We start from the raw sequence: 20,895 nt of genomic DNA, 5'->3' as shown, positions 1-20,895 counted from the left end.
TCGATATGCCCCAGATGCTGATGGACGACGTCCACGACGCCGCCGCGGCGCACGCGCTCGGCGCGGAGTACGTCACCGCGCTCGGCAAGATCATCAACAGCCACGTGCGCAACGAGGCGGCGGGCGCGGCGGTGTTCGACGAGCCCTCCATTTCGCTCGCACCCACTCCGCACGAGAAATGGCTGGCCTGCAGAATGGCGATGGAGGAATACGGACATCATTTGAAGTTCAACAAACTCGCCGCGCAGCTCCGCCTCGAAGACGACCAGGACAGGCCGCCGCTTTCCGTCTTCGACTATCAGGTGACATCGTGGACCGGATATGTGATGACCAAGGCGATCGTGGATCTGGCCGAGGTCGTGCTGATGGAAGACCTGTGCGCATGCTCGTACGTGCCGCTGCGCATGTTGTGCCGGTCGCTGATGCGGGAGGAGCGTTTCCACGTCTCCTTCGGCGCCACGAAAGCCGCGCGGCTGGCCGCCGATCCCGCCCGGCGTGAAGAGGTGCGGTACTCGGCCCATCACCTCATCCGGATGACGCTGCCCTTCTTCGGCCGCAGCGACTCCAGGAACAACGAGATCTTCCGGCGCTGGGGCATCAAGCGGCTGAGCAACGACGAATCGCGGGCCGAGTTCGTGCGGCGGACCCGCGTGCTGCTGTGCGACGAGCTCGGCCTCGACTATCCGGAGGTGGGGACGCGGTGGAACGCCACTACGAGCTGACCGCCCCGCCGCCCGGCCTGCCCGCCGCGCTCGGGCCCGGAGGCGAGGACGTGCTCGCCCTGCTCGACGGCCTGTCCGCGGCGCCCGGCCGCGTACCGGAGGAGGTGGACGGCCTGCCGGTGCGGCAGGCCGGCCGGGTGCCCGCCGCGCTGCTCGACCGGGTGGAGCCCGGCTGGCTGGCCGCGCTGGAGGGCCGCCGGGCCCGCGCCAGATCGAGCCTGGTGGCGGCGGGCCGCGCGAGCCGGCTGGAGCTGGCCGAACACGTGGCGATGCTGGTGGCCACCCCACGCCTCGAACCCGCCGAGCCCGGCGACGGCGACGCCCTCGCTCAATCCGGCGCCATCCTCTGGCTGCTCGGCACCCTGGTCGCCACCACCCTGGCCGACGCCCCCGGCAGCACACCGCCCGCCGCCCGGCGCGCCAGCCCCGATGACCCGGCACCGACCGTCCCACGAGACGACGCGGCGCTCGCCGGGCTGGTCGCACGGGGCTGGTGGCCGGTCGGTCCCGTGGACGGCGTCTTCGTGATCGCCCCTCTCACCCTCCCGAGGACATGTCATGCGTGAGGTCCTGCCCCGGCGACGCCCCGCCCCGCCGGCCGGGGAACCGGCCGGCAACTGCGCCGCCCATCTGGCCGCCCTGGCCCGGCGCGAAGGGTGGTGGGAACTGCCCGCCTTCCACACACCCGGCCGTTCCTACACGCACGGCGAGGTGCACACGCTGGCCGCAGGGGCCGCCTCCGTCCTGGCCGGCCACGGCGTACGGCCCGGCGACCGGGTGCTGATCGCCCTGGGCGACGGCATCGCCTGGGTGAGCGCGTTCCTGGGCGCGGCCCGGCTGGGCGCGGTGGCGGTGCCGGTCAACCCCGGCCTGACCGCCGACGACCACGCCTTCATGGCCGCCGACTGCCGGGCGCGGCTCGTGGTCGGCGACGACCACCTCGCGGGGCGGTTCGGCGGCCGTGCCGTACTGGCCGATGAGCGGTTGACGGCGCTGGCGGCGAGCGCGCCCGCCGGGCCCGTGCGGAGTGTCAGCGGCAGGGCGCCGCTGTACGCGCAGTACACCTCGGGCACGACCGGCACGCCCAAGGCGGCGCTGCACCGCCACGCCGACCTCGCCCGCTACATGCGCGCGGCCGGCACCGGCGTGACCGGGGTGACCCGCGACGACGTGACGCTGTCGATCTCGAAGATGTTCTTCGCCTACGGCCTCGGCAACGCGCTGGTCTTCCCGCTGTTCTCCGGCTCCTCGGCGGTGCTGCTGCCGCACCGGGCCGTGCCGGGCGACCTCGCCGAGGCCGTGGCCCGCCACCGCGTCACGCTCCTGTACGGCGTGCCGACCGCCTACGCCAGCCTGCTCGCCGACTGCCCGCCCGACCCCTTCTCCACGGTACGGCTGGCCGTCTCCGCCGGCGAACCCCTGCCCGCCCAGCTGGGCGAACGGGCCCGTGACCTGCTCGGCGCACCGGTCCTGGACCAGCTCGGCTCGACCGAGGCCGGGCACGCGTTCTGCTCCAACACCGCCTGGAGCGACGAACCGGGCACCATCGGCCGCCCCCTGCCGGGCTACGAGGTCGCGCTGCGCGACAAGAACGGCGCGCTGGTCACACTCGGCCGGGGCGAGATCTGGGTGCGCGGCGACGCGGTCATGATCGAGTACCTGGGGCGGCCGGAGCAGACCGCCCGCGCCCTGCGCGGCGGCTGGCTGCGCACCGGCGACCTGGCCGAGTACGTGGACGGCGGCGCGCTGAAGCATTGCGGCCGGGCCGACGACATGGAGATGGTCGGCGGCATCACCGTCTCCCCCATCGAGATCGAACGGGTGCTGGCCGAGCATCCCGCCGTCGCCGAGGTGGCCGTGGCGGTCGTGCGCGACGAGCGCGGCGCCGGGCGGCTGCGCGCCTACGTCGTGCTCGGCGTCGAGGACGGCCCAGGTGCCGCCGGCCTGGAGGACGAGCTGATCGGGCTGGCCCGCCGCCGGCTGGCCCCGTACAAGGTGCCGCGCAGCGTGGAGGTACGCCCCGCGCTGCCGCGCACCCCGACCGGCAAACTGCGCCGTTTCGCGGTGCGCGAGGGAAAGTGGTGATGGCATGCTGACCGTCCGCGCGGGCGAGCGCCTGGCGTGGGACCCGGGCTCCGGCCTGGTGCCCGCCGCCCCCCGGCCACCCGGCGAGCCCGCGGTCGTGGACTCGTGGCTGGTCACCGACGAGCGGGTGCGCGACCTGCCCCTGCACGAGGAGCGCTTCGTGCGCGCCAGCACGGAGCTGGTGCCCGGCCTGCGGGCCGCCGCGGTCCACGACTTCCTCGACGCGGTACGCCACCGGCTGCCCGGCCACGGCCGCTGGTTCCCCCGGGTCGAGGCGTACACGGGAGCCGGTCCCCGGCTGGCGCTCTGGCCCAGGCCCGCTCCCGAGCCGGGCGACGCGGAGGTCACCCTCTGGATCCCGACGGCCGCCGACCCGCGCCGCCGTCCCACCGTCAAGGGCCCCGACCTGCGGGTGCTGGCGGAGCTGCGCGATCGGGCCAGGGCGCGGGGGGCCGACGACGCGCTGCTCTACGACCGTCGCGGCACCGCGCTGGAGAGCGCCCACAGCGCGCTGGTGTGGTGGCGCGGCGGCACGCTGTGCGTGCCCGATCGCGCCCTGCCGGTCCTGCCGTCGGTGACCAGGATCCATCTGGAACGGCTGGCCGCCTGCTGGCGTTGCCCGGTCAGGCAGGAGCGGGTGAGCGTGGCGGAGCTGATGGAGCTGGAGACCTGGAGCGTCAACGCCCTGCACGGGCTGCGTCCGGTGCGGGCGTGGGTCGACGCGGCCGGCCGTACCAGGGCGGCGGCCCGGATCTCGGCGCGGGCGGCGGAGTGGCGGCAGGCCGTCAGCCACCGCGCGGTGCTGCCGGTCCTGCCGGCCCGGGAGCAGCCGTGCGCACCCTGATCGTGGACAACCACGACTCCTACACCTACAACCTGTTCCAGCTCGCCGCCCAGGCCTACGGCGTGGAGCCGGTCGTGCTGACCAACGACGACCCGCGCTGGGACGGCCTGGATCCCGGCCGGTTCGACGCGCTCATCGTCTCCCCCGGTCCCGGACGCCCGCAGAAGGAGCGCGACGTCGGCGTCACGCTGGAGGTGATCCGGCGTTCCGGCCTGCCCGTGCTGGGCGTCTGCCTCGGCCACCAGGCGCTGGCGTGGATGTCGGGCGCCGACGTGGTCCCGGCGCCCATCCCGATCCACGGGTACGTGGAGGAGATCCGGCACTGCGGCCGCGACCTGTTCCGCGGGCTGCCGCAGGACTTCGCCGCCGTGCGCTACCACTCCTTGTGCGTGGCCACGCCGCCGCCCGCGGACCTGGAGATCACCGCGTGGAGCGCCGACGCGGTGGTGATGGGGCTGCGGCATCGCGAGATGCCCTGGTGGGGGGTGCAGTTCCATCCGGAGTCGATCTCCACCGAGCACGGGCCGGCGTTGATGCGCAACTTCCGCGACCTGGCGTACGGCCGCGCCGTCACTCTCACCTCGGCACCCGCCTGGTCGCTGCAGGTGGAGCGCGTGGACGGGGTGCCTGACGCCGAAGCGGTCTTCCCGGAGGTGTTCGGGGCGGAGCCGTACGCGTTCTGGCTGGACAGCAGCCGGGCCGAGCCTGGGCTGGCCCGGTTCTCGTTCCTGGGGGACGCGGGCGGGCCGCACGGCGAGGTGCTGTCCTGCCAGCCGGGCTCGGGCAGCGTGGTGGTCAGCTCGGGGGGCGCCGAGTCGGCCGTGTTCGCCTCCGTCTTCGACGTGCTGGCCGATCGGGTGGCGGCGCGGGCCGTACCGGATGAACTGCCGTTTGATCTGAACTGCGGATATGTCGGGTATTTCGGGTATGAGCTCAAGCGTGACTGCGGCGCTCCGGCCGCGCACGTCTCCCCCTTGCCCGACGCCGTCTGGATGTCGGCGACCCGGCTCGTCGCGCTCGACCACGAGCGCGGACAGTCCTGGGTGCTGGCGCTGACCGACGGCCGCGGCGCGAGCCGGTCGGCGGCGCGGGCCTGGGTCGCCAGGACCGCCGCCGCCTGCCGGGCCGCGCGAGCGGCACCGGCCGCCGCGCCCGCCGGCCCCGAGGAGGGGTTCGATCCCGAGCCGTGGCTGGTCAGGGACCGTGCGCGCTATGTCGCCGACATCGAGGAGTGCCTGCGGCTGCTGCGGGCGGGCGAGAGCTACGAGATCTGCCTGACCGACACCGCCGAGATCCCCTTCGACGGCTCCCCGTTCGAGCTCTACCTGGCCCAGCGGCGGCTCAACCCGGCCCCCTACGCCGCGTACCTGCGCCTGGACGACACGCACGTGCTGTGCTCCTCGCCGGAGCGCTTCCTCAAGGTCGGCAGGGACGGCGTCGCCGAGTCCAAGCCGATCAAGGGCACCGCCCCCCGCTCGCCCGAACCGCGCGCCGACACCGCCCTGCGCGAGGAACTGGCCACCTCGGACAAGACCAGGGCGGAGAACCTCATGATCGTGGACCTGCTCCGCAACGACCTCGGCCGCATCAGCGACGTCGGCTCCGTGTCCGTGCCGCGCTTCATGGCGGTGGAGTCCTACGAGACCGTGCACCAGCTCGTCTCGACCGTGCGCGGCCACCTGAACGACGGGGTCGGCGCGGTGGCGGCGGCCCGTGCCTGCTTCCCCGGCGGCTCGATGACGGGGGCGCCGAAGCTGCGCACGATGGAGATCATCGACCGGCTGGAGGGCCGGGCGCGGGGTGTGTACTCCGGCGCCATCGGCTTCTTCGGCCTGGGCGGCGGCGCCGACCTCAACATCGTGATCCGCACCGCCGTGGCCCGTGACGGCCGGCTGTCGGTGGGCGCGGGCGGCGCGATCGTGCTGGACTCGGACCCGGCGGCGGAGTACGAGGAGATGCTGCTCAAGGCCCGCGCCCCGCTGCGCGGGCTGTCCCGGCGGCCGGAGGTCACCCTCGCGGGCGGCGTGAGTTCCCCGGATCCCCCGGATCGCGCACCAGTCCGCGACTGATCGCCACCGCCGTCGCCAGCGTCCTGTTCGGGCAGTTGAGCTTGGCCAGGATGTTGGCGACGTGCCGCTTGGCGCCGTGTTCGGAGATGCCGAGCCGGCGCGCGATCTGCTTGTTGCTCAGGCCCTCGGCCAAGAGTGCAAGCGCTTCCATTTCACGGCAGCTCAAAAGCGCGTCCGGTGTCTCCTCCCGCGGCGCCGGGGCCGCCTCGCGGCTCCGGGTGTCCGGCCCGATCTGGGCCATCAGCTTGCGCGCCACCGCGCCGGGCATCGGCACGAGCCCGCTCTCCAGGTCGCTCAGCGCGCTGGAGAGCGTCTCGCGGGTGAGCACGTTCTCCAGGAGATAGCCGTCGGCGGGGATGGGCGCCACCTGGGCCAGCGTCCTGTCACTGGCGGTACGCAGGACCAGCAGCACGCGGACGCCGAGGTCGCTGGCGGTGCGCGCGAGCTTCTCCGCCCGCTGCGGCTCGGGGGTGTCGCTCAGCACCAGGAGGGTGGGGCGGCCGGAGTGCAGGATGCCCATGCTCTGGTCGACGCAGGAGCTGCCGACCACCTCGTCCAGGGTGCCGAGCTCGCGCAGCATCGCGCAGAGCCCGCACCGCACCACTTCACTGCCCAGGGAGACCAGGGCGACTCGTTCTGATGTCATCGTCATCCGCCGTCACGTCGGGGGTAACGAAGGACTACCCATCGGACTTCACGATATGTCCGTGAACATGAGCCTCACTGCAGTGGCAGCCGCCGTACGCCGGTCATGGTCGGCGTGGGGATGAAGGCGACCGGGTCGGCGGGGTCGGTGCGCAGGGTGGCGTTCCGGTCGAGCAGGATGTTCAGCGCGACCCGGCCCTCCAGCCTGGCCAGCGGCGCGCCCAGGCAGAAGTGGATGCCGCGGCCGAAGGCCAGATGCGGGTTGGGGTCGCGGCCGGGATCGAACACCTCGGGCCGGTCGAACTGGCGTGGGTCGCGGTTGGCCACCGCGGGCCAGGTCAGCAGCATCGCGTCCGCGGGGATGGTCAGGCCGCCGAGCTCGGTCTCGCGGGTGGTGGCGCGGCCCAGCGCGGCGAACGGGGTGACGTAGCGCAGCGACTCCTCGATGACGTCGGGGATCCGGCCGCGGTCGGCGCGGACCTCCTCCTGCCTCGCGGGGAAGGCGTCCAGGCACAGCACCGTGTTGCCGAGCAGCATGGTGGTGGTGATGTGCCCGGCGAGCAGCAGGATGATCCCGAAGTTGACCACCTGCTCGTCGGGCAGGCGCTCGCCGTCCACCTCGGCCTCGACCAGCTTGGTGAGCAGGTCGGCGCGCGGCCGGCGGCGGCGTTCCGCGGCGTGGCCGGCCAGGTAGTCCGTCATCTCCTTCCACGACCCGAGCGCCGCCTCCGTGCCGGGGTCCCGCCGGTCCTGCTCGTTCATCGAGATCTTGGTCTCTCGCGAGAACAGCGTGTCCGCCCACCGCTTGAACAGCTCGCGGTCGCCGGCGGGCACGCCCAGGAGCTCGGCGATGACGATGACCGGCAGCGGGTAGGCGAGGTCGGCGACGAGCTCCAGCCCGCCGCGCTCGCGCGCCGCGTCGAGGAGTTCGCCGGTGAGCGCGGCGATCCTCGGCTCGAGGTCGGCGACGACCTTGCGGGTGAAGGCGGCGCTGACGAGCTTGCGCAGCTTGCCGTGCTCCGGGGGGTCGATCTGGGTGAGGAAGCCCTTCAGCGAGAACCCCTCGTCCTCGGCGAACGCTCCCTTGGGCAGCAGGCGCATGGTGTCGGAGGAGTAGGTGCCCGGGTCGGCGAGGACGTCGTGGAGCTCGGGGTATCCGAAGACGTTCCACAGCCCCGCGGCCTCGTCGTACGCGACCGGCGGCCCCTCGTACGGGCCGTGCAGCCAGAAGTGCTGCGGGGGAACGTCGTACCGTTCGACGATGGCGGCCATCGCCTCTCCTTTGGGTTGGAGCGGATCTGACTGCCGGCAAGATTCGATTTTACTCCCGGGTTCCGCCCGGTCAACGGCCGGCGGGGCGGGCGCGTACGTGCATGCGCTCGCCCTGGGCGCCGAACAGGCAGAGCAGTTCCGCCGGCCCGGGACCCGCGGTGGTGAAGGCGTGCGGCAGCCGGGTGTCGAACTCGGCCGCCTCCCCCGCCGCCAGCTCCAGGTCCCGCTCGCCGAGCAGCAGCCGCACCCGCCCGGCCAGCACGTAGAGCCACTCGTAGCCCTCGTGCGCGCGCTGCTCACTCATGTCCTCCTGCCGCAAGATGATCATCTTGTACGCCTGAAGCCCGCCGCCCATCTGCCGGGTCAGCGGGACGAAGGTCCGGCCGTAGCGGTTGAAGGGGCGCAGGTGGATGCGCGGGTCACCGGTCTCCGGCGCGCCGACCAGCTCATCCAGCGGCACCCGGTACGCCTGCGCGAGCGGCAGCAGGAGCTCCAGGGTGGGTTTGCGCTGCCCGGACTCCAGGCGCGACAGCGTGCTGAGCGAGATCCCGGTCGTCGTGCTCAGCTCGCTCAGCGTCACGCCGTGCTCGACCCGTAGCGCGCGCAGCCTCGGCCCCACGGACCCGAGGACGGCAGCCAGTTCTTCCACGGCCCCAGTTTGCCAAAACAGCAACGGTGTTTGTCAATTCGCCCGCCCATGACGCACTCTCTGCGGCATGACAGAGATGCGACGTTACGACGTGATCGTGATAGGCGGCGCGGCCGCGGGTCTGAGCGGGGCGACGGCGCTCGCGCGTTCCCGCCGGGCGGTCCTGGTGATCGACTCGGGCGAGCCGCGCAACGCTCCCTCCGACGGAGTCCACAACTACCTGGGACACGACGGGCTGCCGCCGGCCCAGCTGATCGCCAAGGGCCGTGCGGAGTTCACCGGCTACGGCGGTGAGATCCGCGAGGGCGCCGTGTCGTCGGTGACCCGGCTGCCCGATGACGCCTTCGCGGTCACCCTGCGCGACGGCGGTGTGGCCGAGGGGTCCCGGATCCTGGTGGCCACCGGGCTGAAGGACGAGCTCCCCGGCATCCCGGGGCTGGCCGGGCGCTGGGGCCGGGACGTGCTGCACTGCCCGTACTGCCACGGGTGGGAGATGCGCGACCGGGCGATCGGGGTGCTGGCCACGGGGCCGCTGGCCGTACACCAGGCGCTGCTGTGGCGTCAGCTGAGCAAGGACGTGATCCTCTTCTCGCACACCATGGCCGATCTCGACCTGTCCGGTCACGACATCGAGGTGGTCGACGGCGTCGTCACCGCCGTGGAGACGCACGACGACCACCTGTCCGGCGTACGGCTGGCCGACGGCGGGACCGTCGCCCGCGACGTCCTCGTCGTCAGCCCGGTCATGCGCGCCCGCGCGGACTTCCTCAAGGACCTGGGCATCGAACCCGTGGTCCAGGAGATGGACGGCCACCTGATCGGCAGCCAGATCCCCGCGGGTCCCACGGGCGCCACCGACGTGCCGGGCGTGTGGGTGGCGGGCAACGTGTCGGGCCTGATGGAGACCGTGATCGGCGCCGCAGCCGCGGGCCTGCGCGCCGCGGTCGCCATCAACGCCGACCTGATCATGTCCGGGAAGTAGGCCGGGGCGATCAGGCGGCGGGGCCCCAGGCGGGCCGCGCCCCGGTGGCCGGCTTGCGGCCGAGCTTGCCCGACCTGACCTGGACGGCGAGGCTGTCGAGGATGACGCGGGAGCTGAGCAGGGCGGTCTGCTCGGCCCAGTCGTAGGGCGGCGAGCACTCGACGACCTCGATCCCGGCCAGCCCGGGTTCCGAGACCAGCCGGACCAGGTTGAGCGCCTCGCGGGGCAGCAGGCCGCCCGGCTCCGGCCAGCCGGTGCCGGGGACGAACCCGGCGTCGATGACGTCGATGTCGAAGGACAGGTAGACGGCCTCGGCGTTCCGCCAGGCGAGCTCCAGGGCGGTCTCGGCCACACGTTCCACGCCGACGCGCTCGACGTCGCCGACGGTGATCACGGTGGTGCCGCGCTCGCGGCCCACCTGGACGCCGGGGCGGGGCGCCTGCCAGCCGCCGATGCCCACCTGGACGAGGTTGGTGGCGGGGGCGTTCTTGATGTTGGTGGCGTGGAACCACGGCGTGGTGTGCATGCGTTCGTCGAGGTCGGTCTCCTGCGTGTCGACGTGCCGGTCGAAGTGGATGATGCCGATGTTGCCCTCGTGGAACGGGGCCAGGCCGCGGATGGTCGGGAAGCCGATCGAGTGGTCGCCGCCGAGCACCACGGGCATCACCCCCTGCCGCACGACGTGGCTCATCGCCTGGCTGATCTGGTCGAACGACTTCTCCAGGTTGCCGGGAATGGTGAAAACGTCCCCGATGTCCACCAGGTTGAGCTGTTCGCGCAGGTCGACGCCGAGTTCGTAGCTGTAGGTGCCGAACAGGTTGGTGCTGCGCCGGATGCCCTGCGGGCCGAACCGGGTGCCGGGGCGGTAGGTGGCCCCCGCGTCGAGCGGCACCCCGAAGATCGCCACCTCGGCGTCCCCGACGTCATGGACGTCCTCCAGGTAAGGACATTTCAGGAAGGTTCCGCGTTCGCCGGCGAAATGCGGCCGCTCCCCCCGGGCGAACGTGGGAATCGTCCTGTCGTTGATCGTCGGCGCGCCCTCCAGACCGTGGGCCAGCGCCCGCTCGATCTCCTCGTCGTGCCGCATCGTCGGAAGTTCCGCCTCGGCCCGCTGGGCCCAGGCGCCTTCTTGATTTACGTTGGTCATGTCTTCGGAGTCTTCGCTCGCAACGATCGGCTGTCCAGCAATGGTCATTCTGGGCGTGGCGCTCGCCATCTTCTCCATGATCGTCGTCGGCCTGCTGGTCGCCCGCCGGGTCGCGGGGGACAGCAGAAACTTTCTGGTCGCCGGCCGTACGCTGGCCTTACCCGTCGTGGCGGCGACGCTGATGGGCCAGGCCGTCGACACCAACGCCACCCTCGGCGCCACCGACCAGGCCGCGAAGCTCGGCTTCTGGGCGGGCGCCACGCTCCCTCTGGGACTGGCGCTGTGCCTGCTGCTCACCGGCCTGTTCTTCGCAAGACCCATGAACCGCATGGGCCTGACGACGCTGCCCGACTTCTTCCGCCTGCGATACGGCCGCGCCACCGAGGTCGCCGCCGCCGTGCTGATGATCATGGCGTTCGCGATCCTGGTCGCGGGGAACCTGGTGGCCGGGGGCTTCCTGTTCGAGAAGTTCCTCGGCACGCCGTACGCCGTGGGCGTGCTCATCATCGTGGCCGCCGTGCTTGTCTACACGCTGGCCGGCGGCATCCTCAGCGACGCCTACAGCTCGATCGTGCAGATGGCCGTCACCGCGGCCGCCTCGCTGGCGCTGCTGTTCTGGGTCGCGGCGACCTTCGGGCTCAAGCACGAGCCCGGCATGGGCCCGCTCGACCTGGGGCAGCTGTCCGATCCGGCGCAGGGCGCGGTGGTCAACTGGGCCACGCTGGCCGCGCTCGGCGTCGGCGACATCGTCGCGATCGACTTCATGCAGCGCGTCTTCGCCGCCCGCTCCCCCGACGTCGCGCGCCGGGCCTGCTTCCTGGCCGCCGCGGGCACGGCGGTGGTCGGCGTGCCGTTCGCGCTGGTCGCGGTGTCCACCGGGCGCGGACTGCTGACGCTGCTCGACGAGGCCGCGCCGGTCGGGCTGAGCGTCCTGGTGCTGGCGGGCATCGTGAGCGCGTCGCTGTCCACGGCCGACGGCGCGATCCTCGGCACCGCCGCCGTGGCGGTCCGCAACGTCGGCACCGTGCGCCGCGTGCACCGTCCGGGGCGCGCCGACCCGCTGCTGCGCGCGACCCGCTGGGCGATGCTTCCGGTGGTCGGCGGCTCGGTGCTGCTGGCCCTGCGGGTGCCGCAGACCGGCGTCCTGCTCACGCTGGCCTTCGACCTCATGCTGGCGTGCCTGGCGGTGCCGTTCGCGCTCGGCATGTTCTGGCGGCGCGGTTCCTCGCGCGCCGCCCTTGCGGCGCTGTCGGTCGGCCTGGTCGTACGGCTGGCGCTGTTCGCCCTGACCCCCACCATGTACGGGGCGGAGAACACGCTGCTCTACGTGCCGAACACGCTGGTCGGCGCGGCGTTCGACGGCTGGCCCACGTTCATCGCGGTGGCCGCCTCCCTGCTCACCTACACGCTGGTCGCCCTCCTCGGCGCCCCGGCCGGAATCCGCGGCCTGGACCTGCGCGTGCGGGAGACCCCGGCGGAGCGCTAGACCACCGAGGCGAGGGCCCGGCGGAGCACGAGGACACCGAGGCGGGAGGCCCCGGCGGAGCGCTAGGACACCGAGAAGGCGGCCATTCCCGCCTCCCACGCACTGCCGAGGTCGGCGCCGGGCGGGAAGCGGCCGTCGAGTTCGAGTATCACCATGCCGTGCGCGAAGGCCCAGGCGGCCCGGGAGGCGGCCTCGTCGAAGGCGACGGCGCGCACCAGCGGCATCGCCGCGCGCTCCTCCACGCCGGGCGGCAGCAGGTCACGCGGCAGCGGCCCGCTGCTCATCAGCCGGTACAGGTGGGGGTGCGCCAGCGCGTAGCGCCGGTAGGCGGCGCCGAGGGCGGGCAGGCCGGGCCCGGCGGCTTCGAGCGCCTCGGCCAGATCGGTCATGGCCAGCGCGATCACCTGGGCCTCGACCGCCGCCTTGTCGGGGAAGTGCTTGTAGAGCGAGGGCGCCCGGATGCCCAGCCGGTCGGCGAGCGCCCGCATGGTCAGGGCGCCGGCGCCGCCGTCCTCGATCAGGTCGCGGGCGGCGGTGACGATCTGGGCGGCGCGCTCAGACATCGCGCGAGCCGTCGCGGTTGCGCAGGCCGTACCCGAAGGCCCGGTCGGCGGCGACGTGCAGCAGCCACGCGAGGCCGGCCACGAACAGCGGCACGAAGTCGACCGGGCCGAAGGAGTAGCCGACGAGGATCACCAGCGGGATCCAGGGGCGGTGCATGAAGTTGTAGAACGGCACCGCCTTGGGCGACAGGCGGCCGTCGCCCCCCTCCCGCGCCCCGATGAACATCGTCAGGTCCGGCACGATCGCGAACACGATCGCGGTCACCAGCGCGGGGGCGCCGTGGTTGACGACCTCCAGGACGGTGAAGGCCAGCAGGAACAGGGCGAGTGCGGCCCACGCGACGCGGGCGGCCACGCTACGGCGGGCGGGAGCGGTGACGACGGCCATCGGAACCTCCTGAGGGGCGGCTAACGCTGTTAGCTCCACAGTACGGCTAACACTGTTAGCCCGTCAAGAGGCTTAAGGTCGGCGCATGAGGCATTTCGTGGTCGTCGGCTACGACGCCGCAGAGCTGCTCGACATCGCCTGCGTCGTCGGCTGCCTGGAGAGCGCGAACCTGCGCGGCGCCGACCCCCTGTACAAGGTCCGCCTGGCCACGCCCGGCGCCCGCTCCATCGACTGCGGCCCCACCGTCACGCTCCAGCCCGGCGAGCGGCTCGAACACATCAGAGGCCCCATCGACACGCTGCTGATCTCCGGCGGCGTCGGCTGCCAGGACGCCGCGGCCGACCGGATGCTCGTCGCGCACGTGCGCCGCCTGGCCCGCGAGAGCCGCCGCGTGGCCTCCGTCTGCACGGGCGCCTGGATCCTGGCCGCCGCCGGCCTCCTGGACGGCCGGCGCGCCACCACCCACTGGAACTGGGCCGGCATGCTCGCCAAGCAGCACCCGGAGGTGCTGCTCGACCCCGATCCCATCTTCGTGCGCGACGGCAACGTCTACACCTCCGCCGGCGTCACCAGCGCCCTGGACCTCACGCTCGCCCTCATCGAGGAGGACCACGGCGCCGAACTGGCCCGCACCGTGGCCCGCCAGCTCGTCACCTACTTACAGCGGCCGGGCAACCAGGCGCAGATGAGCATGTTCACCGCCGCGCCGCCCCCGGCCGACAGCCTGGTCCAGCGGGTGGTCGACCACGTCACCGCCCACCTCGACGCCGACCTCGCGGTCGCGACGCTGGCGGCGGGCGCGGGGGTGAGCGAGCGCCACCTGACCCGGCTGTTCCTGCGCCACCTGGGACAGACGCCGGGCAAGTTCGTCCGGCAGGCCCGGGTGGAGGCCGCCGCCCACCTGCTGTCGACCACCTCGCTGCCCCTGGAGACCGTGGCCGCCCGCTGCGGATTCGGCAGCGCCGAGACGCTGCGGCAGGCGTTCACCGGCCGCTACGGCGTCCCGCCCTCCCACTACCGCCTCACCCAGTCCCGCGCCGGCGCCTGACCTCCTCCCGGACACACGACCCGAACCCCCTCCTCCGCGCACACGACCCGAAGCCGCGACCTTCGAGCCCCGCACCCCCAAGCCGCGGCCTTGGTGCCCTGTCCCCCGAGCCGCAACCCCTGCGCGTCCAAGCCGCGGCCCTTGGGCCGTGCGTCCATCGCCGCGGTCGTTGGGCCCCGTGCCCCCAAGCCGCGGTCCTTGGGCGCAGGGCACAAAGGCGGCGGCCCATCCGTCGTCGCGCACGCCAAAGGAGTGCGCAGGCCCTCTGGCGATACTGGCCGTATGGATCTCGAACGAGTCAAAACCGAGGTGTCCTCGTTGGTCGGGCCCGGTTCCCCGGGCATCGCCGCGGCCGTGTACAAGGACGGCGCGGCGATCCTGACCGCCGTGGGCGGCGCGGCCTGCGTGGAGTTCGGCGTACCGGTCGACGAGCGCACCCGCTTCGACATCGCCAGCGCGAGCAAGCAGTTCACCGCCGCGTGCGTGCTGCTGCTGGAGCGCGACGGCAAGCTGACGCTGGACGACGACGTCCGCACGCACATCCCCGAGCTGAGCCTGGACACGCCGGTCACGCTGCGCCAGTGCCTGCAGCACACCGGCGGCCTGCCCGAGTGGTACGCCCTGCAACCCCTCACCGGCATCCCCCTCGCGGAGATGACCGAGCAGCGGCTGCTGGACATGGTCAAGGACGTCAGGCGCACGACGTTCCCGCCGGGCACGGACTTCTCCTACTCCAACACCGGCTACGTGCTGGCCGCCATCGTGGTCGGCAGGGTGTCGGGGACGTCGCTGGCCGCGTTCGCCCGCGAGCGGATCTTCACGCCGCTCGGGATGGACGACGCGCTGTTCCGCGACGACGCGTCGCTTCCGCTGGACCGGCTGGCCTACGGCTACGCCACCGCGCGGGGCGAGCCGCGCCGGGCCGACACCGAGGAGAGCGCGGTCGGCGACGGCGGCCTGGTGACCAGCGTGTCCGGGCTGGCGCCGTGGTTCGGGTTCCTGGCCGACGGGCGGGTGCTCGGGGCGGACCTGCGCGCGCGGCTGCTGGAGCGCGGGGTGCTGGCCGACGGGACGGCGCTGCCGTACGCGCTGGGGATCTACCACGGCGCCGACGGCGGGTTCGGACACGCGGGCGGCATGCACGGCTACCTGTCGAACCTGTGGTTCCTGCCCGAGGAGGGCGTGGGCATCGCCATCCTGTCGAACCAGACGGCGATCAACCCGGTGCGGCTGACCGGCCGGCTGCTCGGGCTGCTGCTGGATCGGGAGCCGCCGGCCGTACCGGAGCCGGGGACGCCGGCTCCGCCGGCGCGGCCGTACTGGCATGATCCGGTGACGGAGGCGACGCTCACGCTGACGAGCACGGAGTCCGGCCTGGAGGTCAAGGGCGCCGGGACGTTCACCGCCCGCGAGGACGGCCGCTGGCACGGCACCGGCGACGCCGAGGGCGCCTGGCTGGAGGTGGACGGCGAGCGGCTGCTGTCGGGCACCGACCATCCCGCCCGCGGGCCCGTCGTGTTCTACCCGGCCGGGGTCCCCGGCCAGGCGCCGCCGCCCGACGGGGTTTTCCACAGCGCCGAGCTGGGCGTGGAGGCGAGCCTGCGCGACGGTGTGCTGCGCGTCGGCCGCACCCTGGCCGAGCCGCTGACGCCCGCCCCCGGCGGGATATGGGAGGCGGGGCCGTTCACGCTGCGGCTGCACGAAGGCGAGCTGCTGCTCAGCGGCGGCGGGCTGCGCCGCATGCGCTTCCTGCCCGTACGCGGCTGACGCGCCGCATGCGCCTCCCGTCCATACGCGGCTGACGCGCCGCGCGCTCCTCCTGCCGGTACGCGGCCGGCGCGCCTGGTGCGCCTCCGGCCGGTACGCGGCGGGTGCGCCGATTGGCCTGCAGGACGAGGCGGGGACCGTGGGTTTTGGCTGCCGGGTCAGTGAACGGCGGCTGTCCGGCTTCTAGCGTCCGACTGTCCCCGCCCGTTCTTTTCCGAGGTGGTCCCATGACATACGCGAAGGCCGCGACCGCCGCCGTCGTACTCGCGCTCACCACCGCCTGCTCCTCCGGGGCGAGCCCGGCCCAGACCCGCGACTCGCTGGTCTGGGGCCTGGCCACCGAGCCCAACAGCCTGGACATCGCGCACGGCTTCAACAAGTCCTCGACCCTCGTCCAGAGCGCCGTCCTCGACACGATCGTCGCGCTCGACTCCACGGGCAAGCCGGTGCCGAGGCTGGCCGACTGGACCCAGCCCGACCCGGCCACCTACCTGTTCACCCTCCGTAAGGGGATCCGCTTCTCCGACGGCAGCCCGCTGACCGCCGACGACGCGGCCTTCTCGCTGCGCCGCCACCTCGATCCGAAGGTCGCCTCGCAGGCCGCCTCCTACTTCACGGGGGTCAAGCGGGTCGAGGCCGTGGGCGAGGGTCAGGTCAAGGTCACGATGAAGCGGCCGAGCCCGGCGTTCCTGGCGGTGGCGGCGACCGCCTGGCAGGTGACGCCGCGCAAGCTGGCCGAGGCGCACCCCAAGGACCTGGGCAGCCCCGAGGTCGGCACGGTGGGCACCGGCCCGTTCAAGGTGAGCAGGTTCTCGCTCACCTCGGGCGTGGTGCTGGAGCGCAATCCCTCCTACTGGGGCAAGCCGCCCGCGCTGCGCAAGGTGGAGTTCAAGACCATCTCCGACCCGGAGACGCTGCGGCTGGCGGTCAGGTCGGGCGAGGTGGACGCCACCGACGCGGTCAACGTCCGCGACGCGCGCAAATGGACGAACCTGCCCGGGGTCAAGGCGATCTTCTACCCGGGCAACGCCATCGCGTACCTGTCGCTGGCGATGAAGTCCGGCCCGCTGAAGGACCCGCACGTGCGCAAGGCCATCGCCCACGCGGTCGACCGCAAGGCGGTGGCGCAGCTGATGACCGCCGGGCACGGCACCCCCGCGACGATCATGCTGCCGAAGCCGCAGATCACCGCCCTGTACGGCGACGACCTGCCCGGCCTGCCCGAGCACGCCCACGACCTGGCCGCCGCCAAGGCGGAGCTGGCCAAGTCCGCCTATCCGAACGGCTTCGAGCTGAAGGCCCCGTACGCCTCCACCGGCGACACCGGCACGGTCATGCAGGCGGTCGCAGCGGACCTGGCCAAGATCGGCATCAAGCTCGTCCTGGAGCCCAGCCCGGCCGACCAGTACGTCTCGCGCGTCATGGAGCACGACCGCCTGTCCATCCAGTTCGTCAACCTGGCCTACGGCACGCCCGAGCCGATCGAGGTGCTGCCCGACCTGGTCAGCCGCGCCTCCGCCGAGCCGCAGGGCTTCAACTTCTCCGGCTACGGCACCGCCGAGACCGACCGGCGCCTCGACGTGCTCTCCTCGGCCACCGGCGAGGAGAGGAAGACCCAGGTCACCGCCCTGCTGAAGGAGATCGCCGAGCAGGTGCCCTACGTCCCGCTCTACTCCGCCGACTACGCGGCCGCCCTCAGCGAGAAGTTCACCGTCGGCTTCGACACCTGGACGGTCGACACCTTCGCCAACCTGCGCCCGGCGGGCCGCTGAGATGGCGGTCGTCAAACGCCTGTGCTCCGCGGTCCTGCTGCTCGGCGTGCTGTCGGTGCTCACCTACGGCCTGCTGGCGGCGGCGCCGGGCGGCCCCGAACACGTGCTGCTGGGCGGCCGCCCGTCCACGCCGGAGACCAGGGCCGCCATCCGCGAGCAGTACCACCTCGACGATCCCTTTCCCGTCCGCTACGCGCGCTGGCTCGGCGACGCGGTGCGCGGCGACTTCGGCACGTCGATCTACTCCCGCGAGCCCGTCACCGCCGTGCTCGCCGAGCGGCTGCCCGTCACGGCCGCGCTCGCCGGCTACGCGCTCACGCTGACGGTGGTGGTCGGCGTGCCGGCCGGCCTGGCCGCCGCGATGCGCCGCGGCGGCGCCCTCGACCAGGGCATCACGCTGACCTCGCTGGCCGCGCTGTCGATCCCGCCGTTCGCGCTGAGCATCCTGCTGCTGTACGGCTTCGCCGTCACACTGGGCTGGTTCCCCGTCTTCGGCGCCGGGGACACCCCGCTGGAACGGCTGACCCACCTGACGCTGCCGGCGATCGCGCTGGCCACCGCGCAGGCGGCGATCGTGGTCAGGCAGATGCGCGCCGCCGCGCTCGACCTGGCCGCGCAGGACTTCCTGACCTTCGCCAGAGCCCGCGGCCTGCCCAGGCGGCGCGTGTGGATCAGCTACGCGCTGCGCAACGCGGCGCTGCCGGTGCTGACCGTGGGCGGGCTGCTGCTGGCGGCCAACCTGACCGGCTCGGTCTTCATCGAGCGGGCCTTCGGGCTGCACGGTCTCGGCGCGCTGCTGATCGGCGCCGTCGGCCAGAAGGACATCCCGGTGGTGCAGGCGCTCGTCCTGCTCGGCGGCGCGATCGTGATCGCCGTGAACCTGCTCATCGACCTGGCCTACGTGGCCGTCGACCCGAGGGTGAGGCGGCGGGCATGAGGGCGATCCTGATGGGCGTGCTGGGGCTGGCGCTGGTGGCGGCCGTGGCGGGGACGTGGCTCGCGCCGTACGATCCGGGCGCGCAGGACCTCGCGCTCGGCGCGGCCGGCCCGAGCGCGGCGCACTGGCTCGGCACCGACGACCTGGGCCGCGACGTGCTGTCGCGGCTGCTGGCCGGGGCGGGTTCCGCGCTGCTGTGGCCGGTGGTGGTGGCCGTCTGCACGATGGTGCTGAGCACCTCGCTCGGGCTGCTGGCCGGCTACCGGCGGGGCTGGGTGGACGCGGTCATGATGCGCACGGTCGACCTGGCCATCGCGCTGCCGGGCATGCTCGTGCTGATCGTGGTCGTGGGCGTGCTCGGCGGCGGGTACGGCTGGGCCGTCCTGGCCATGGCGGTGCTGTTCACGCCGGGCGACATCCGGGTGATCCGCAGCCTCACCCTGGCCCAGCGCGAGCTCGCGTACGCGGAGGCGGCCAGGACGCTGGGGCTGCGGCCGGCGCGGATCATGTTCAGGCACCTGCTGCCGAACCTCGCGCCCACGGTGGTGGCCGGCGCGCTGCTCAGCTTCGTGGCCGCGCTGGTGGCGCTGGCCGGGCTGTCGTTCCTGGGCGTCGGGCTGCCGGCGGGAACGCCCGACTGGGGCCTGATGGTCGAGGAGAACCGCGGCCTGCTCGACCTGAACCCGTGGGCGGCCATCGCCCCCGCGGCACTGATCACCGTGGTCGCCTGCGCGGCGACTCTGCTGGGCGACCGGGCGTTCGAGTCGCTGTCGAAGGGAGGGCTGCGATGAGGATCTCCGCGCTGCGCGTGGCCAGGCAAGGGGCTGGGGGCGAGTCCGGGCCTGGGGCTGGGCTCATCGTGGACGGTGTCGATCTGGAGGTCTTGCCGGGTGAGACCGTGGGCCTGGTCGGCGAGTCGGGCAGCGGCAAGTCGCTGACCGCGCGGGCCGCCGCCGGGCTGCTGCCGAAGGGGCTGCGGGCCGAGGGCTCGGTGGTCTTCGACGGCAAGGAGTTCCTGGGCGTGCGCGAGCGGACGTGGCGCTCGGTGCGCGGCACCCGGGTGAGCCTGCTCATGCAGGACCCCTTCGCCATGCTGAACCCGTTGCGCACGGCGGGCGCCCACGTCGCCGAGTCGCTGCGGGGCCGTGAGAGCCGGGCGGAGGTGGCGCGGCGGCTGGCCGAGGTCGGGATCGACGACCCCGGCGTGGCCGGGCGCCATCCCTTCCAGCTGTCCGGCGGGATGCGCCAGCGGGTGGCGCTGGCCGCCGCGCTGGCCGGCGACCCCGAGCTGCTCATCGCCGACGAGCCCACCACGGCCCTGGACGCCACCACGCAGCACGACATCCTCATGCTGATCAAGCGCGTGCAGGCGGCGCGCGGCATGGGCGTGCTGCTCATCACCCACGACCTGCGGGTGGCCTTCGAGCTGTGCGACCGGGTCGCGGTCATGTACGCGGGGCGCGTCGTCGAGCAGGGTCCGGCCGCCGAGCTGGCCAGATCTCCCGCGCACCCGTACACCGCCGGGCTGCTGGCCGCGGTGCCGGCCGCGGACCGGCGCCTGGCCCGGCTGAGCGGCATCAGGGGCAGCGTTCCCACGGCCGCCGAGGTGGCGGCCACGTGCGCGTTCGCCGCCCGCTGCGACCAGGCGACGCACGCGTGCGAGGAGGAACGGCCGCCGCTGCGCGAGCTGGGTCCCGGCCGGAGCACGGCGTGCCTGCACGAGGTGCGCCCCCGTCCCCGCGTGGAGGAGGCCGCGCCGCCGGAGCGCCCGGTGGCGGGGGTTGACGTGCTGCGCGTCACCGACCTGCGCAAACGCTACGGCGGGCACGTCGCCCTCGGCGGCGTCTCCCTGCGTGTGGGCAGGGGCGAGACCGTCGGCGTGGTCGGCGGCTCCGGCTCGGGCAAGACCACGCTGGCCCGCTGTGTCCTCGGGCTGGCCACTCCCGATTCGGGCACGATCGCGCTGGCCGACGCCGTGCGTCCCCGGCACCGGCTCGTGCAGTGCGTCTTCCAGGATCCCTCGACCTCGCTCAACCCGGCCATGACCGTCGGCGCCGCGCTGGCCGAGGCCGCGGCGCAGGGCCCGGAGGAAGGCAGGCTGGGCGTGCGCGAACTGCTGGAGCTCGTCGGCCTGCCCTCCTCCTACGCCGACCGGCGTCCGGCCGGTTTGTCGGGCGGCGAGCGGCAGCGCGTGGCCATCGCCAGGGCGCTGTCGGTCCGGCCCGAGCTGCTGATCTGTGACGAGCCCGTGGCCTCGCTCGACGTCTCGGTCCAGGCCCACGTGCTGGAGCTGCTGCGGGAGGTGGGCGGCAGCATGCTGTTCATCACCCACGACCTCGCGGTGGTCAGGCAGCTGGCCGACCGGCTGGTGGTGCTCTCGCGCGGCGAGGTGGTGGAGAGCGGCGGCACCGCCGAGGTCCTCGACTCCCCTGCTCACGACTACACGCGCCGCCTCTTGGCCTCCGTACCAGCTATCCCATGACATTTCAGCCTTTCTCACTAGCGCCCGCGACACCGGG

Annotated in this window: 19 protein-coding genes; 13 read left to right on the top strand and 6 right to left on the bottom strand. The window is 73.2% G+C overall.

From position 1 onward, the window contains the following. The first annotated feature begins 5 nt into the window (after positions 1-5). The 5 genes from ACIBHY_RS04275 to pabB are packed head-to-tail and all read left to right on the top strand — an operon-like array spanning position 6 to position 5,720. On the top strand, positions 6-722 hold the full coding sequence (locus ACIBHY_RS04275) for a Phenylacetic acid catabolic protein (protein WP_397305910.1): 717 nt from the start codon (positions 6-8) through the stop codon (positions 720-722). Next, positions 701-1,288, top strand: a complete 588-nt coding sequence (locus ACIBHY_RS04270) for a hypothetical protein (RefSeq protein WP_397246757.1) — start codon at positions 701-703, stop codon at positions 1,286-1,288. The genes ACIBHY_RS04275 and ACIBHY_RS04270 overlap by 22 nt, the downstream gene beginning before the upstream one ends. Then, the gene (locus tag ACIBHY_RS04265; RefSeq protein ID WP_397305909.1) at positions 1,281-2,807 is read left to right on the top strand and encodes an AMP-binding protein; all 1,527 of its coding nucleotides are present in this window, start codon (positions 1,281-1,283) and stop codon (positions 2,805-2,807) included. Before ACIBHY_RS04270 ends, ACIBHY_RS04265 begins: the two co-directional genes overlap by 8 nt. Positions 2,808-2,811: 4 nt before the next feature. Next, complete coding sequence (locus ACIBHY_RS04260; protein WP_397305907.1) at positions 2,812-3,651, top strand: aminotransferase class IV; 840 nt, start codon at positions 2,812-2,814, stop codon at positions 3,649-3,651. After that, on the top strand, positions 3,639-5,720 hold the full coding sequence (gene pabB, locus ACIBHY_RS04255; RefSeq protein ID WP_397305906.1) for an aminodeoxychorismate synthase component I: 2,082 nt from the start codon (positions 3,639-3,641) through the stop codon (positions 5,718-5,720). Before ACIBHY_RS04260 ends, pabB begins: the two co-directional genes overlap by 13 nt. On the opposite strand, the gene ACIBHY_RS04250 is transcribed toward pabB, so the two are convergent. The 3 genes from ACIBHY_RS04250 to ACIBHY_RS04240 form a co-directional block, all read right to left on the bottom strand. Further along, entirely contained in the window at positions 5,659-6,366 is a 708-nt protein-coding gene (locus tag ACIBHY_RS04250; RefSeq protein WP_397246749.1) for a response regulator transcription factor, read from the bottom strand. The two genes, pabB and ACIBHY_RS04250, sit on opposite strands and share 62 nt — an antisense overlap. Before the next feature lie 74 nt (positions 6,367-6,440). Next, a complete protein-coding gene (locus tag ACIBHY_RS04245; RefSeq protein ID WP_397305904.1) occupies positions 6,441-7,637 on the bottom strand; it encodes a cytochrome P450 in 1,197 nt (398 codons plus the stop codon). Between the two features lie 70 nt (positions 7,638-7,707). After that, complete coding sequence (locus ACIBHY_RS04240) at positions 7,708-8,286, bottom strand: helix-turn-helix domain-containing protein (RefSeq protein WP_397246745.1); 579 nt, start codon at positions 8,284-8,286, stop codon at positions 7,708-7,710. A gap of 67 nt (positions 8,287-8,353) precedes the next feature. On the opposite strand from ACIBHY_RS04240, the gene ACIBHY_RS04235 reads away from it, so the two are divergent. Continuing rightward, entirely contained in the window at positions 8,354-9,268 is a 915-nt protein-coding gene (locus tag ACIBHY_RS04235) for an NAD(P)/FAD-dependent oxidoreductase (RefSeq protein ID WP_397246743.1), read from the top strand. A 10-nt stretch (positions 9,269-9,278) separates the two neighbouring features. On the opposite strand, the gene ACIBHY_RS04230 is transcribed toward ACIBHY_RS04235, so the two are convergent. Further along, entirely contained in the window at positions 9,279-10,415 is a 1,137-nt protein-coding gene (locus ACIBHY_RS04230; RefSeq protein WP_397246741.1) for an agmatinase family protein, read from the bottom strand. 40 nt (positions 10,416-10,455) lie between these two features. Here ACIBHY_RS04230 and ACIBHY_RS04225 point away from each other — a divergent pair, with 40 nt between their 5' ends. After that, the gene (locus tag ACIBHY_RS04225) at positions 10,456-11,901 is read left to right on the top strand and encodes a sodium:solute symporter family protein (protein ID WP_397305903.1); all 1,446 of its coding nucleotides are present in this window, start codon (positions 10,456-10,458) and stop codon (positions 11,899-11,901) included. A 62-nt stretch (positions 11,902-11,963) separates the two neighbouring features. Here the strand turns inward: ACIBHY_RS04225 and ACIBHY_RS04220 are convergent, their stop codons facing one another. Continuing rightward, the gene (locus tag ACIBHY_RS04220) at positions 11,964-12,464 is read right to left on the bottom strand and encodes a TetR/AcrR family transcriptional regulator (RefSeq protein ID WP_397305902.1); all 501 of its coding nucleotides are present in this window, start codon (positions 12,462-12,464) and stop codon (positions 11,964-11,966) included. Then, entirely contained in the window at positions 12,457-12,852 is a 396-nt protein-coding gene (locus ACIBHY_RS04215; protein ID WP_397246735.1) for a DUF4260 family protein, read from the bottom strand. Before ACIBHY_RS04215 ends, ACIBHY_RS04220 begins: the two co-directional genes overlap by 8 nt. Before the next feature lie 85 nt (positions 12,853-12,937). Between ACIBHY_RS04215 and ACIBHY_RS04210 the strand changes: the two genes are divergently transcribed. From ACIBHY_RS04210 to ACIBHY_RS04185, 6 genes are all read left to right on the top strand, one after another. Next, positions 12,938-13,900, top strand: a complete 963-nt coding sequence (locus tag ACIBHY_RS04210) for a GlxA family transcriptional regulator (RefSeq protein ID WP_397246733.1) — start codon at positions 12,938-12,940, stop codon at positions 13,898-13,900. 282 nt (positions 13,901-14,182) lie between these two features. Continuing rightward, positions 14,183-15,667, top strand: a complete 1,485-nt coding sequence (locus tag ACIBHY_RS04205) for a serine hydrolase domain-containing protein (RefSeq protein ID WP_397305901.1) — start codon at positions 14,183-14,185, stop codon at positions 15,665-15,667. 227 nt (positions 15,668-15,894) lie between these two features. Continuing rightward, a complete protein-coding gene (locus tag ACIBHY_RS04200; protein ID WP_397246729.1) occupies positions 15,895-17,439 on the top strand; it encodes an ABC transporter substrate-binding protein in 1,545 nt (514 codons plus the stop codon). A gap of 1 nt (position 17,440) precedes the next feature. Next, positions 17,441-18,376, top strand: a complete 936-nt coding sequence (locus ACIBHY_RS04195) for an ABC transporter permease (protein WP_397246727.1) — start codon at positions 17,441-17,443, stop codon at positions 18,374-18,376. Continuing rightward, on the top strand, positions 18,373-19,167 hold the full coding sequence (locus tag ACIBHY_RS04190; protein WP_397246725.1) for an ABC transporter permease: 795 nt from the start codon (positions 18,373-18,375) through the stop codon (positions 19,165-19,167). Before ACIBHY_RS04195 ends, ACIBHY_RS04190 begins: the two co-directional genes overlap by 4 nt. Then, positions 19,164-20,858 (top strand): oligopeptide/dipeptide ABC transporter ATP-binding protein, encoded by a 1,695-nt coding sequence (locus ACIBHY_RS04185; protein ID WP_397305900.1) that lies wholly within the window; start codon positions 19,164-19,166, stop codon positions 20,856-20,858. Before ACIBHY_RS04190 ends, ACIBHY_RS04185 begins: the two co-directional genes overlap by 4 nt. Positions 20,859-20,895 lie beyond the last annotated feature (37 nt).

Source organism: Nonomuraea sp. NPDC050547 (assembly GCF_044457345.1).
GTDB lineage: Bacteria > Actinomycetota > Actinomycetes > Streptosporangiales > Streptosporangiaceae > Nonomuraea.
Note: the sequence above shows the minus strand (reverse complement) of the source record. Positions and strands in the feature narration are given on the sequence as shown.

Coding starts and splice junctions, on each gene's coding strand:
- ACIBHY_RS04235 (WP_397246743.1), top strand. CDS start 8,354: ATGACAGAGATGCGACGTTACGACGTGATCGTGATAGGCGGCGCGGCC.
- ACIBHY_RS04185 (WP_397305900.1), top strand. CDS start 19,164: ATGAGGATCTCCGCGCTGCGCGTGGCCAGGCAAGGGGCTGGGGGCGAG.
- ACIBHY_RS04200 (WP_397246729.1), top strand. CDS start 15,895: ATGACATACGCGAAGGCCGCGACCGCCGCCGTCGTACTCGCGCTCACC.
- ACIBHY_RS04205 (WP_397305901.1), top strand. CDS start 14,183: ATGGATCTCGAACGAGTCAAAACCGAGGTGTCCTCGTTGGTCGGGCCC.
- ACIBHY_RS04260 (WP_397305907.1), top strand. CDS start 2,812: ATGCTGACCGTCCGCGCGGGCGAGCGCCTGGCGTGGGACCCGGGCTCC.
- ACIBHY_RS04215 (WP_397246735.1), bottom strand. CDS start 12,852: ATGGCCGTCGTCACCGCTCCCGCCCGCCGTAGCGTGGCCGCCCGCGTC.
- ACIBHY_RS04250 (WP_397246749.1), bottom strand. CDS start 6,366: ATGACATCAGAACGAGTCGCCCTGGTCTCCCTGGGCAGTGAAGTGGTG.
- ACIBHY_RS04220 (WP_397305902.1), bottom strand. CDS start 12,464: ATGTCTGAGCGCGCCGCCCAGATCGTCACCGCCGCCCGCGACCTGATC.
- ACIBHY_RS04230 (WP_397246741.1), bottom strand. CDS start 10,415: ATGACCAACGTAAATCAAGAAGGCGCCTGGGCCCAGCGGGCCGAGGCG.
- ACIBHY_RS04225 (WP_397305903.1), top strand. CDS start 10,456: ATGGTCATTCTGGGCGTGGCGCTCGCCATCTTCTCCATGATCGTCGTC.
- ACIBHY_RS04265 (WP_397305909.1), top strand. CDS start 1,281: ATGCGTGAGGTCCTGCCCCGGCGACGCCCCGCCCCGCCGGCCGGGGAA.
- ACIBHY_RS04210 (WP_397246733.1), top strand. CDS start 12,938: ATGAGGCATTTCGTGGTCGTCGGCTACGACGCCGCAGAGCTGCTCGAC.
- ACIBHY_RS04275 (WP_397305910.1), top strand. CDS start 6: ATGCCCCAGATGCTGATGGACGACGTCCACGACGCCGCCGCGGCGCAC.
- ACIBHY_RS04245 (WP_397305904.1), bottom strand. CDS start 7,637: ATGGCCGCCATCGTCGAACGGTACGACGTTCCCCCGCAGCACTTCTGG.
- ACIBHY_RS04190 (WP_397246725.1), top strand. CDS start 18,373: ATGAGGGCGATCCTGATGGGCGTGCTGGGGCTGGCGCTGGTGGCGGCC.
- ACIBHY_RS04195 (WP_397246727.1), top strand. CDS start 17,441: ATGGCGGTCGTCAAACGCCTGTGCTCCGCGGTCCTGCTGCTCGGCGTG.